The 11,217-nt window shown below is 70.7% G+C and carries 13 protein-coding genes; 4 read left to right on the forward strand and 9 right to left on the reverse strand.

What is annotated here, in order from left to right; genetic code table 11:
- Positions 1-54: 54 nt before the first annotated feature.
- The 8 genes from ACFXA3_RS17450 to ACFXA3_RS17485 form a co-directional block, all read right to left on the reverse strand.
- Complete coding sequence (locus ACFXA3_RS17450) at positions 55-402, reverse strand: metal-sulfur cluster assembly factor (RefSeq protein ID WP_385187655.1); 348 nt, start codon at positions 400-402, stop codon at positions 55-57.
- Positions 399-863, reverse strand: a complete 465-nt coding sequence (gene sufU / locus ACFXA3_RS17455) for a Fe-S cluster assembly sulfur transfer protein SufU (RefSeq protein ID WP_030160391.1) — start codon at positions 861-863, stop codon at positions 399-401. Before sufU ends, ACFXA3_RS17450 begins: the two co-directional genes overlap by 4 nt.
- Positions 864-885: 22 nt before the next feature.
- Entirely contained in the window at positions 886-2,142 is a 1,257-nt protein-coding gene (locus tag ACFXA3_RS17460; RefSeq protein WP_030160389.1) for a cysteine desulfurase, read from the reverse strand.
- A complete protein-coding gene (sufC, locus tag ACFXA3_RS17465) occupies positions 2,139-2,903 on the reverse strand; it encodes a Fe-S cluster assembly ATPase SufC (RefSeq protein ID WP_053785807.1) in 765 nt (254 codons plus the stop codon). The genes ACFXA3_RS17460 and sufC overlap by 4 nt, the downstream gene beginning before the upstream one ends.
- Before the next feature lie 7 nt (positions 2,904-2,910).
- Positions 2,911-3,228 carry a bifunctional 3-phenylpropionate/cinnamic acid dioxygenase ferredoxin subunit gene (locus ACFXA3_RS17470; RefSeq protein WP_053785806.1) on the reverse strand — a complete coding sequence of 106 codons (318 nt, stop codon included), beginning with the start codon at positions 3,226-3,228 and terminating at the stop codon, positions 2,911-2,913.
- Entirely contained in the window at positions 3,228-4,406 is a 1,179-nt protein-coding gene (gene sufD, locus ACFXA3_RS17475; protein WP_385187657.1) for a Fe-S cluster assembly protein SufD, read from the reverse strand. The genes ACFXA3_RS17470 and sufD overlap by 1 nt, the downstream gene beginning before the upstream one ends.
- Positions 4,407-4,489: 83 nt before the next feature.
- A complete protein-coding gene (gene sufB, locus ACFXA3_RS17480) occupies positions 4,490-5,905 on the reverse strand; it encodes a Fe-S cluster assembly protein SufB (protein WP_385187659.1) in 1,416 nt (471 codons plus the stop codon).
- Positions 5,902-6,663 (reverse strand): helix-turn-helix transcriptional regulator, encoded by a 762-nt coding sequence (locus ACFXA3_RS17485; protein WP_385187660.1) that lies wholly within the window; start codon positions 6,661-6,663, stop codon positions 5,902-5,904. Before ACFXA3_RS17485 ends, sufB begins: the two co-directional genes overlap by 4 nt.
- A 206-nt stretch (positions 6,664-6,869) precedes the next feature.
- On the opposite strand from ACFXA3_RS17485, the gene ACFXA3_RS17490 reads away from it, so the two are divergent.
- The 4 genes from ACFXA3_RS17490 (at position 6,870) to ACFXA3_RS17505 (ending at position 10,799) form a co-directional block, all read left to right on the forward strand.
- A complete protein-coding gene (locus ACFXA3_RS17490) occupies positions 6,870-7,796 on the forward strand; it encodes an ABC transporter ATP-binding protein (protein WP_385187662.1) in 927 nt (308 codons plus the stop codon).
- On the forward strand, positions 7,793-8,560 hold the full coding sequence (locus ACFXA3_RS17495) for an ABC transporter permease (protein ID WP_385187664.1): 768 nt from the start codon (positions 7,793-7,795) through the stop codon (positions 8,558-8,560). The genes ACFXA3_RS17490 and ACFXA3_RS17495 overlap by 4 nt, the downstream gene beginning before the upstream one ends.
- An 84-nt stretch (positions 8,561-8,644) precedes the next feature.
- Positions 8,645-9,805 (forward strand): hypothetical protein, encoded by a 1,161-nt coding sequence (locus ACFXA3_RS17500; protein WP_385187666.1) that lies wholly within the window; start codon positions 8,645-8,647, stop codon positions 9,803-9,805.
- A 4-nt stretch (positions 9,806-9,809) separates the two neighbouring features.
- Positions 9,810-10,799 (forward strand): heme A synthase, encoded by a 990-nt coding sequence (locus ACFXA3_RS17505; protein WP_385187668.1) that lies wholly within the window; start codon positions 9,810-9,812, stop codon positions 10,797-10,799.
- Positions 10,800-10,843: 44 nt separating this feature from the next.
- Here the strand turns inward: ACFXA3_RS17505 and ACFXA3_RS17510 are convergent.
- The coding region (locus tag ACFXA3_RS17510; protein WP_385187670.1) for an amidohydrolase family protein at positions 10,844-11,217 on the reverse strand (374 nt) is incomplete at its 5' end.

The following is an 11,217-nucleotide window of genomic DNA, read 5'->3' on the forward strand; positions in this document are numbered from 1 at the left end:
CCCCGCGCGGGCCCCGGGGGGGGGGGGGGGGGCCCTCCCGCGAAGCGGTACGGCTCAGACGTTGAAGCCGAGTGCGCGCAGCTGCTCGCGGCCGTCGTCCGTGATCTTGTCCGGGCCCCACGGGGGCATCCAGACCCAGTTGATGCGGAGTTCGCTGACGATGCCGTCCGTCGCCGACTTCGCCTGGTCCTCGATGACGTCCGTCAGCGGGCAGGCCGCCGAGGTCAGGGTCATGTCGAGGGTGGCGATGTTCGCGTCGTCGATGTGGATGCCGTAGATCAGGCCCAGATTGACGACGTCGATGCCCAGCTCGGGGTCGACCACGTCGTAGAGGGCCTCGCGGACCTCCTCCTCGGTGGCCGGCTTGATCGACGCCTCGGGGGGCGTCGCGTTCTCGGTCATGCCGTCTTCCTCTCCGCGGCGTCACCCAGTGCCTGGGCCGTCGCGTCCTTCCAGGCCATCCAGCTCAGCAGAGCACACTTCACGCGAGCCGGGTACTTGGAGACGCCGACGAACGCGACCGCGTCCTCCAGCACCTCCTCCATGGCCTCGTCGGGCTCGATCTTGCCCTTCGACTGCATCATCTCCAGGAACACGCCCTGGATCTTCTGCGCCTCGGCCAGCTCCTTGCCGACGAGCAGCTCGTTCAGCACGGACGCGCTGGCCTGGCTGATGGAGCAGCCCTGGCCCTCGTACGAGACGTCGGTGAGCGTCTCGCCGTCGTACTTCACGCGCAGCGTGATCTCGTCGCCGCACGTCGGGTTGACGTGGTGCACCTCGGCGTCGCCGTCGCGCAGGCCACGCCCGTGCGGGTGCTTGTAGTGGTCCAGGATCAGTTCCTGGTACATCGAATCCAGCTTCACTGCGTCGTCCTCGTCGCCCTCGTCAGCCGAAGAAGTTCCGTACGTGCTCCAGCCCGTCGATCAGCGCGTCGACGTCGGCCGGAGAGGAGTACAGGTAGAAAGACGCTCGCGTGGTCGCGGGAATTCCGTAGCGCAGGCAGACCGGGCGTGCGCAGTGGTGTCCCACGCGGACGGCGATGCCCTGCTCGTCCAGGACCTGACCCACGTCGTGCGGGTGGATGTCACCGAGCGTGAAGGAGATCGCGGCGCCGCGGTCCTCGGCCGTGGTGGGGCCGATGATCCGCAGGTCGGGGACCTCCAGGAGGCGCTTCACCGCGTACTCGGTGATCGCGTGCTCGTGCGCGGCGATCTTGTCCATGCCGATCGCGGTGAGGTAGTCCACGGCCGCGCCGAGGCCGACGGCCTGGGCGATCGGGGGCGTACCCGCCTCGAACTTGTGGGGCGCCGGGGCGTACGTCGAGGCGTGCATCGACACGGTCTCGATCATCTCGCCGCCACCGAGGAACGGGGGCAGGTCCTCCAGCAGCTCCTGGCGGCCCCAGAGCACGCCGATGCCGGTCGGGCCGCACATCTTGTGGCCGGTGAAGGCCACGAAGTCGGCGCCGAGCGCCTGGACGTCCAGCGGCATGTGCGGAGCGGCCTGCGAGGCGTCGATCAGCACCAGCGCGCCGACCTCCTGCGCGCGCCGGACGATCGCCTCGACCGGGTTGATCGTGCCCATGATGTTGGAGACCAGCGTGAAGGAGACGATCTTCGTCTTCTCCGTGATGACCTCTTCGATGTCGGACAGGTCGAGCCGGCCGTCGTCGGTCAGGCCGAACCACTTCAGCTTCGCGCCGGTGCGCTGCGAGAGCAGCTGCCACGGGACGATGTTGGAGTGGTGCTCCATCTCCGTGATGGCGATCTCGGTCTCGCGGTCGACCCGGTAGGGCTCGTCCGCCCAGCCGAGCATGTTCGCCACGAGGTTGAGCGATTCCGAGGCGTTCTTGGTGAAGATCACCTCGTCGCGGCTCGGCGCGTTGATGAAGGCGGCGACCTTGTCGCGGGCGCCCTCGTACAGCGCCGTGGCCTCCTCGGCGAGCACGTGCACGCCGCGGTGGACGTTGGCGTTGTGCTGCTCGTAGTACTCGTTCAGCGCGTCGAGCACCTGGCGCGGCTTCTGCGAAGTCGCCGCGTTGTCCAGGTAAACGATCTTCTTCCCGTCGTGGACCACGCGATCCAGAAGGGGGAAGTCCTTGCGGATCGCCTCGATGTCGAGGAGGCCAGGCAGCTGTGTCACGCGGTTGCGCCACCCTTCACGTACTTGTCGTAGCCCTCGGCCTCCAGCTGGTCCGCCAGCTCGGCGCCACCGGACTCGGCGATGCGGCCGTTCGCGAACACGTGCACGAAGTCGGGCTTGATGTAGCGCAGGATGCGCGTGTAGTGGGTGATCAGCAGCGTGCCGACCTCACCGGTCTCACGGACGCGGTTGACGCCCTCGGAGACGATGCGCAGGGCGTCGACGTCCAGGCCGGAGTCGGTCTCGTCGAGGATCGCGATCTTCGGCTTGAGGAGCTCCAGCTGGAGGATCTCGTGGCGCTTCTTCTCACCGCCGGAGAAGCCCTCGTTGACGTTGCGCTCGGCGAAGGCCGGGTCCATCTGGAGCTGCTCCATCGCGGACTTGACCTCCTTCACCCAGGTGCGCAGCTTCGGCGCCTCGCCGCGGATGGCGGTGGCGGAGGTGCGCAGGAAGTTGGAGACCGAGACGCCGGGGACCTCGACCGGGTACTGCATGGCGAGGAAGACGCCGGCGCGGGCGCGCTCGTCGACGGACATCTCCAGGACGTCTTCGCCGTCGAGGGTCACGGTGCCACCGGTGATGGTGTACTTCGGGTGACCGGCGAGCGAGTACGCCAGGGTGGACTTGCCCGAGCCGTTGGGGCCCATGATGGCGTGCGTCTCACCCTGCTTGACGGTGAGGTCGACACCCTTGAGGATCTCGCGGGCGCCGTTCTCGGCCTCGACGGAGACGTGCAGGTCGTGGATTTCAAGCGTTGCCATGGATGCCTCAGGACTCCTGGGTGAGGGAGACGAGCACGTCGTCCCCTTCGATCTTTACGGGGTATACGGGAACGGGACGGGTCGCGGGCAGACCGGAGGGCTTGCCGGTGCGCAGGTCGAACGAGGACCCGTGCAGCCAGCACTCGATCATGCAGTCCTCGACCTCGCCCTCGGAGAGCGAGACGTTCGCGTGCGAGCAGATGTCGTTGATCGCGAACACCTCCCCCTCGGTGGAGACGATGGACACCGGCGTGCCGTCGAGTTCCACCCGCTTGGGGGTGTTCTCCTCCAGCTCGCTCAGCGCACAGGCCTTGACGTAGGTCATCAGACGGACGCCTCGAGCTCGGTCTCGATCTTGCCGAGGAGGCGCTCCTCGATGTCCGGGACACCGATCTGCTGGACGAGCTCGGCGAAGAAGCCGCGCACGACCAGACGGCGGGCCTCGTCGGCCGGGATGCCGCGGGCCTGCAGGTAGAAGAGCTGCTCGTCGTCGAAGCGGCCGGTCGCGGAGGCGTGGCCGGCGCCGACGATCTCGCCGGTCTCGATCTCCAGGTTCGGCACCGAGTCGACCCGCGCGCCGTCCGTGAGGACGAGGTTGCGGTTCATCTCGTAGGTGTCGGTGCCCTCGGCGCTCTTCTCGATGAGGACGTCGCCGATCCACACGGCGTGGGCGCCTTCGCCCTGCAGCGCACCCTTGTAGACCACGTGGGACTTGCAGTGCGGGGCGTCGTGCGTGACCAGGAGGCGGTGCTCCTGGTGCTGGTCGGCGTCCGTGAAGTACAGGCCGAGGAGCTCGGCCTCGCCGCCGGGGCCCGCGTAGCTGACCCGCGGGTGCAGGCGTACGACGTCGCCGCCGAAGGTGACCACGATCGACTTGTACGTCGCGTCGCGGCCGACCAGGGCGTTGTGCTGGGAGCAGTGGACGGCGGTGTCGTCCCAGTCCTGCACGGACACGACGGTGAGCTTGGCGCCGTCGCCGACGAGGAAGTCGACGTTGGCGGCGCGCACGCCGTCACCGGTGTGGTCGATGACGATGACGGCCTCGGCGAAGGCCTGGACGTCGAAGACGGTGTGGCCGAAGGTCGTGCCGCCCTCGCCGTGCAGCGAGACGCGCACCGGCTCGGTCAGGACGGTCTCCTTGGGCACGGTGACGACCGTGGCCTTGGCGAAGGACGAGAACGCCTGGGCGGCGATCCGGTCCACCGGGGTGCCCGCCTTGCCGATGCGCGCGTCGTCGCGCTCCACCGACTCGACGGTGACGCCCTCGGGCGCGTCGATCTGGGCCTTCATGGTGCCGTTGGCGACCGCGGTGCCGTCGTGCAGACCACGCAGGCGCGCCAGCGGGGTGAACCGCCACTCCTCCTCGCGGCCGTGGGGGACGGGGAAGTCCGCCACGTCGAAGGACGGGGGTGCGCTCATCCGGGTGGCGACGGTGGACTCGGCGGCCACCGCGATCGCGCCGGCGGTGGTCGAACCCGCCGGAATGTTCTGAGCCTCAGCCATGGCTGTCGTGTTGCTCGCTCTCTTAAAAAAGCAGTGCCTGCGTCGAAGAATGTGCTGCGTGAGCCGTGGGGGGCCGGTCGGGACTAGCCGACCGAGCCCTCCATCTGCAGCTCGATCAGCCGGTTGAGCTCCAGGGCGTACTCCATGGGCAGCTCGCGCGCGATGGGCTCGACGAAGCCGCGCACGATCATGGCCATGGCCTCGAACTCGGTCAGACCGCGGCTCATCAGGTAGAAGAGCTGGTCGTCGGAGACCTTGGAGACCGTGGCCTCGTGGCCCATGGAGACGTCGTCCTCGCGGACGTCCACGTACGGGTACGTGTCCGAACGGGAGATCGTGTCGACCAGCAGCGCGTCGCAGAGCACGTTCGACTTGGAGCCGTGGGCGCCCTCGCCGATCTCGACCAGGCCGCGGTACGAGGTGCGGCCGCCGCCCCGCGCCACCGACTTGGAGACGATGTTGGAGGAGGTGTTCGGCGCCATGTGGACCATCTTGGAGCCGGCGTCCTGGTGCTGGCCCTCGCCCGCGAAGGCGATGGACAGGGTCTCGCCCTTGGCGTGCTCGCCCATCAGGTAGACGGCCGGGTACTTCATGGTGACCTTGGAACCGATGTTGCCGTCGATCCACTCCATGGTCGCGCCCTCGTACGCCACGGCGCGCTTGGTGACCAGGTTGTAGACGTTGTTCGACCAGTTCTGGATCGTCGTGTAGCGGCAGCGGCCGCCCTTCTTCACGATGATCTCGACCACGGCGCTGTGCAGCGAGTCCGAGGAGTAGATCGGGGCGGTGCAGCCCTCGACGTAGTGGACGTACGCGTCCTCGTCGACGATGATCAGCGTCCGCTCGAACTGGCCCATGTTCTCCGTGTTGATGCGGAAGTAGGCCTGGAGCGGGATGTCGACCTTGACGCCCTTGGGCACGTAGATGAACGAGCCGCCCGACCACACGGCGGTGTTCAGCGACGCGAACTTGTTGTCGCCGACGGGGATGACCGTGCCGAAGTACTCCTGGAAGAGCTCCGGGTGCTCCTTGAGCGCGGTGTCCGTGTCGAGGAAGATGACGCCCTGCTCCTCCAGGTCCTCGCGGATCTGGTGGTAGACGACCTCGGACTCGTACTGGGCGGCGACACCGGCGACGAGGCGCTGCTTCTCCGCCTCCGGGATGCCGAGCTTGTCGTACGTGTTCTTGATGTCCTCCGGCAGGTCCTCCCACGAAGCGGCCTGCTTCTCGGTGGAGCGCACGAAGTACTTGATGTTGTCGAAGTCGATGCCCGAGAGGTCCGAGCCCCAGGTCGGCATGGGCTTCTTGTCGAAGAGCTTCAGGCCCTTGAGGCGGAGCTTCAGCATCCACTCGGGCTCGTTCTTCTTGGCCGAGATGTCGCGGACCACGTCCTCCGACAGGCCTCGCTTGGCAACCGCGCCGGCCTCGTCGGAGTCGGCCCAGCCGTACTCGTAATTGCCCAGACCCTCGAGCTCAGGGTGAGCAGTCTCCGTGGTCATGCGGGGTTCCTCCCGGCCGTGCGTGCAGATGCTGATGTGTCGGTCTGTGTGGTGCCCGCGCCTCGCGGGATGAACGTGGTGCACACCCCGTCGCCGTGGGCGATCGTGGCGAGGCGCTGCACATGCGTCCCGAGCAGGCGGGAGAAGACCTCGGTCTCCGCCTCGCAGAGCTGCGGGAACTGCTCGGCGACATGGGCGACCGGGCAGTGGTGCTGGCAGAGCTGTTCACCGCTGTGCGGACCGGGAGCGCTCTTCGCCGTAGCAGCGTACCCGTCCGCGGTCAACGCCTTGGCAAGGGCCTCGGTGCGCTCCGCGGGGGCGGCGGCGTCCAGGCTTTCCCGGTAGGTCTCGGCCTGTGCGTCCATGCGCGCCCTGGCGAAGGCGGCGACGGCCGCCTCCCCCTGCTCCCCTCCGCCGGCGGCCTGCGCGATCCAGCGCAGTGCGTCCGCGGCGAGGGAGTCGTAGGACTGGTCGAACGCGTCACGGCCGCAGTCGGTCAGCGCGAAGACCTTGGCGGGCCGGCCCCGGGTGCGTGCGCCGTAGACGCGCTGCTCACGGGGCTCGACCACGTCGTCGGCGACGAGCGTGTCGAGGTGGCGGCGGACGGCGGCCTGGGTGAGGCCGAGACGCGCGGCGAGGTCGGCGACGGTGGACGGACCGTGGTCCAGGATGGAGCGCGCGACCCGGTTGCGGGTTGACCGCTCCCCGGTAGCGAGCTCCCCCTGGGGGGTCTCGATCATCCGTTCGCCGTATTTCACAACGCCATTGTTGCGTAATTAGTCGAGCCCCGACAAGCCGTGACGGACGCCACGCCTGGTGTCCTCCATCACTAAGGGTTACCTAACCTATCTACGGAGAGTGAGGAAGGGGTCGGGCCCGAGGGCCTGGCCAGCGGTGATGCACGGGCGGGGGAACCTCGCCCCGGCACCCCTGGACGCCCTTACCGCTCCGTAGACTCACCCGCATGAGCAATGACCCCGCCGTGGAGATCCGCGGACTGGTGAAGCGGTACGGACCCAAAACCGCGGTGGACGGACTGGACCTCACCGTCCGCAGGGGCTCGGTCACCGCCGTCCTCGGTCCCAACGGCGCGGGCAAGACGACCACCGTCGAAACCTGCGAGGGCTACCGCCGCCCGGACGCCGGCACCGTCCGCGTCCTCGGCCTCGACCCGGTCACCCGGGCCGAGGCGCTGCGCCCCCGGATCGGCGTCATGCTCCAGTCCGGCGGGGTCTACTCCGGCGCCCGCGCCGTCGAGATGCTGCGCCACATGGCCAGGCTGTACTCCGACCCGCTCGACGTGGACGCCCTGGTGGAACGGCTCGGGCTGGGCGGCTGCGGCCGCACCTCCTACCGGCGCCTGTCCGGCGGCCAGCAGCAGCGCCTGGCCCTGGCCATGGCCGTGGTCGGCCGCCCCGAGCTGGTCTTCCTGGACGAGCCGACCGCGGGGCTGGACCCGCAGGCCCGCCGGGCGACCTGGGACCTCGTACGGGAACTGCGCGCCGACGGGGTCTCCGTCGTGCTCACCACCCACCACATGGACGAGGCCGAGCAGCTCGCGGACGAGGTCGCCATCGTGGACACGGGCCGGGTCATCGCCCACGGCAGCCCCGAGCAGCTGTGCCGCGGCGGCGCCGAGAACACCCTGCGCTTCACCGGCCGGCCCGCCCTCGACCTCGGCTCGTTGCTCAAGGCGCTGCCCGACGGCACCGAGGCCGCCGAGCTCAGCGCCGGCACCTACCGGGTCACCGGTTCCGTGGACCCGCAGCTGCTGGCCACCGTCGCCTCCTGGTGCGCGCAGAACGGGGTGATGCCGAGCAGCCTCTCGGTGGAGCGGCACACCCTCGAAGACGTTTTTCTGGAGCTGACCGGTAAGGAGCTGCGCGCATGAGCGCCGGTACGTTCACCCCCAGCCCGGGGGCCGCGCCCGTGTCCCGCATGATCCTGGCGCAGGCCGGGCTGGAGACGCGGATGCTGCTGCGCAACGGGGAGCAGCTGCTGCTGACCGTGATCATCCCGGCGCTGCTGCTGGTGCTGTTCTCCGCCGTCGACATCGTCGACACGGGAGCGGGCAGGTCCGTCGACTTCCTCGCGCCGGGCGTCCTCGCGCTCGCGGTGATGTCCACCGCCTTCACCGGGCAGGCCATCGCCACCGGTTTCGACCGCCGCTACGGGGTGCTCAAGCGGCTCGGCGCCTCACCGCTGCCGCGCTGGGCGCTGATGGCCGCCAAGACGCTGTCCGTGCTGGTCACCGAGGTGCTCCAGATCGCGCTGCTGACGGCGATCGCCTTCGCGCTGGGCTGGTCCCCGCACGGGAACCCGCTGTCGGCCGCCGCCCTGGTCCTGCTCGGCACCGCCGCGTTCTCCGGGCTCGGGCTGCTGATGGCGGGCACCCTGCGGGCCGAGGCCACGCTGGCCGCCGCCAACCTGGTGTTCCTGCTGCTGCTGGTCGGCGGCGGGGTGATCGTGCCGATGGAGAAGTTCCCCGGAGCCGTGCAGTCCGCGCTCGGGCTGCTGCCGATCTCGGCGCTGTCCGACGGGCTGCGCGAGGTGCTCGGGCACGGCGCCGCGCTGCCGTGGGGGGACGTGGCGGTGCTCGCCGCATGGGCCGTTCTCGGACTGGGCGCCGCCGCGAAGCTCTTCCGCTGGGAGTGAATCCCCTCCCCCGGACGTTGACCCGGCAGGAGGATGGGCGCCGCCCCGCGGGGGCGGGGCACACCACGACGCCGGGGGGCGGACATGGCGCAGCGGGAAGACGTTCTACGGCTGGACGGGCAATGGGCGAGGATCCGGTCGGGGGCCGAACGGGCGGGGCCCGCCGAGGCCGAGGCGCTGCTCACGGAGCTGATCGGCGCGCTGCGCGAACCGGCGCGCACCGATCCGGAGTGCGCGGCGCGGCTCGGCCTGCGCCTGGGAGACCTGGCGGCCCGCCGGTTCGCCGGCGGTGACCGGGCGGGTGCCCTGGCCGCCGTCGAGGAGGGGCTGCGGCATGCACAGCAGGCGGCCGGGCACGCCCCCGAGTACGCCCGCTGGTACGCCCGGGGCCTGATCAACCAGGGGGTCTGGCTGTCCTGGCCGCTCAGCGACGGGGACCGGCTGCCCCGCCACCCGCTCGGCCCCGCGGCCGAGAGCGGCCCGAGCGCCATGGAGCGGGCGGCGGGCGAGCGGGCGCGTGACCTGACCCGGGCGGCCGTCGAGGTGTGGGCGGCCCTGGACCAGCGCGATCCGGTCAACCGGCGCGGTCTCGCCCAGGCGAAGGTGTTCCTCGGCGACCGCCTCGCGGAGCTGGGCTCCGGCGAGGAGGCGGTCGCGTGGGCGGTGGACGCGGAGGGCGGGTTCCGCCGGCTGCTCCTCGCCGCCCCGGGCCCCGAGGAGGCCCAGGAGGCGGAGGAGGCCCTCGACCACATCGGCCGCCAGCTCGAACTGCGGCTGCGCCACCTGTCCTTCGAGTCCCTGGTGAACCTGCGCGGGCAGGGGCTGCTGCCCGAGTCCCTGCTGCCCCGGGCCGTGGTGGCCGCCCGGATCCAGGGCGTGACCGAGCCCGAGATCGCGGCGCGGCTCCACCTCGGCGCCGAACAGGTGCGCACGATGCTGGAGGTCACGCCCTGGCGTGCGGTGTGGCGCTTCGAGGTGCGGGGCCCTGACGGACTGTGGAACGTACAGGAACATCCGTGGCACAGCGGGGCAGATGTAAGAAACAGGACAGCGGAGGACGTGGGCGACGAACTGCTCCGCGGCTTCGCGGCCTCCCCGGACTACCCCGGCGACGGCGCCCCTTGGCGGGTCCGCGTCTGGTGGCACGAGGAAGGGGACCCCGCCGGGGCCCGGTTCAGCCGGGTCGTCGGGCCCGACACCTCGGCGGGCCGTGCGGCGGGCGGTGCACCGGGGACCCCCTCGTGAAAGTTTGCACAAGGCTCCGCGTACGATAAGGGCCGTGTTGACCCCTCTCGCTTACATCGCCAGCCGCTGGACTCCGTCACCCCGGATCGTCCGGCGGGCCGCGTTCGCCGCGCTCGTCATGAGCGTGGTCATCGTCGTCACCGGCGGTGCGGTGCGGCTGACCGGATCCGGTCTCGGCTGCGACACCTGGCCCAAGTGCACGGACGACAGCCTGATCGTGACCCCGGAGCAGGGCTTCCACGGGGCCGTCGAGTTCGGCAACCGCATGCTGACGTACGTGCTCTGCGCGGCCGTCGGCTGGGGCATCGTCGCGGCCCGCTCGGCCAAGCCCTGGCGCCGCTCGCTGACGAAGCTCGGCTGGCTCCAGTTCTTCATCGTGATGGGCAACGCGGTCCTCGGCGGCATCACCGTCCTGACGGGGCTCAACCCGTACAGCGTCGCCGGGCACTTCCTCCTCGCCACCTCCCTGATCACCGTCACCACGATCACCTGGCAGCGCACCCGCGAGGGCGACACCGCTCCCCGGCCGCGCGTCCCCGGTCCCGTGCGCAAGCTCTCGTGGGCCCTGCTCGCGACCACGCTGGTCCTGATCGCGGCGGGCACGGTGGTCACCGGTTCGGGTCCGCACGCCGGCGACCGCAGTGAGATCAAGCGCATGCCGTTCGACTGGTCGACCACCGCGCACGTCCACGCGGTCTCCGCCTGGGTGGTGTGCGCGCTCGCCGTCGCCATGTGGCTGGTGCTGCGCGTGGTCGACGCCCCGGCCGACACCCGGGCCCGCGCCCGGGACCTGCTGATCGTGCTGCTCGCCCAGGGCGGCATCGGCTACGTGCAGTACTTCACCCACGTGCCCGAGGCCCTGGTCGCCGCCCACATGCTCGGCTCCTGCCTGGTGTGGATCGCCGTGCTCCGCGTGGCGCTCAGCCTGCGGGAGCGGCCCGCCGCACAGGCGGAGATCCCGGCGCAGGGCGACCCGCAGCTCTCCTCCGTCTGATCCGCCGGGGCCCCCGGGCCCCGGCGCGCCCGGCCCGCCCCCGCTCAGCCGCGCTCGTCCAGCCGGTAGACGCGGCGGGCATTGCCCGATCCGATCATGGCCGCCACCCGTTCGGCGTCCCGCCAGGACCAGGCGCCCTCGCCCACCCAGCCGCCCAGCACCCGGTCCAGCGCCTCCCGGAAGACCAGGGCACCCACCGCGTGCAGCTCGGGCAGCCGGCGCCCGCCGCTGGAGAACAGCAGCTTGCCGAAGGGGGCGAGCTCCAGCACCTCGGCCAGCACCCCCGCCGTGCGCGGCCCGCTCTGCGCCGGCACCGCTCCCAGGTCGGCGTGGACGTGCGGGAAGGCCGCCGCCAGCTGGGCGGCGTGCCGGTGGTAGGGGTAGCCGCCCAGCAGCACCAGCCGCGTCCCGGACGCGG

The organism is Streptomyces sp. NPDC059456, from assembly GCF_042750055.1.
Classification (GTDB): Bacteria; Actinomycetota; Actinomycetes; order Streptomycetales; family Streptomycetaceae; genus Streptomyces.

Excerpts from the sequence above, each read along its gene's own strand:
- ACFXA3_RS17450 (WP_385187655.1), bottom strand. The coding sequence starts at position 402 with ATGACCGAGAACGCGACGCCCCCCGAGGCGTCGATCAAGCCGGCCACC.
- sufC (WP_053785807.1), bottom strand. The coding sequence starts at position 2,903 with ATGGCAACGCTTGAAATCCACGACCTGCACGTCTCCGTCGAGGCCGAG.
- ACFXA3_RS17470 (WP_053785806.1), bottom strand. The coding sequence starts at position 3,228 with ATGACCTACGTCAAGGCCTGTGCGCTGAGCGAGCTGGAGGAGAACACC.
- sufD (WP_385187657.1), bottom strand. The coding sequence starts at position 4,406 with ATGGCTGAGGCTCAGAACATTCCGGCGGGTTCGACCACCGCCGGCGCG.
- sufB (WP_385187659.1), bottom strand. The coding sequence starts at position 5,905 with ATGACCACGGAGACTGCTCACCCTGAGCTCGAGGGTCTGGGCAATTAC.
- ACFXA3_RS17490 (WP_385187662.1), top strand. The coding sequence starts at position 6,870 with ATGAGCAATGACCCCGCCGTGGAGATCCGCGGACTGGTGAAGCGGTAC.
- ACFXA3_RS17495 (WP_385187664.1), top strand. The coding sequence starts at position 7,793 with ATGAGCGCCGGTACGTTCACCCCCAGCCCGGGGGCCGCGCCCGTGTCC.
- ACFXA3_RS17500 (WP_385187666.1), top strand. The coding sequence starts at position 8,645 with ATGGCGCAGCGGGAAGACGTTCTACGGCTGGACGGGCAATGGGCGAGG.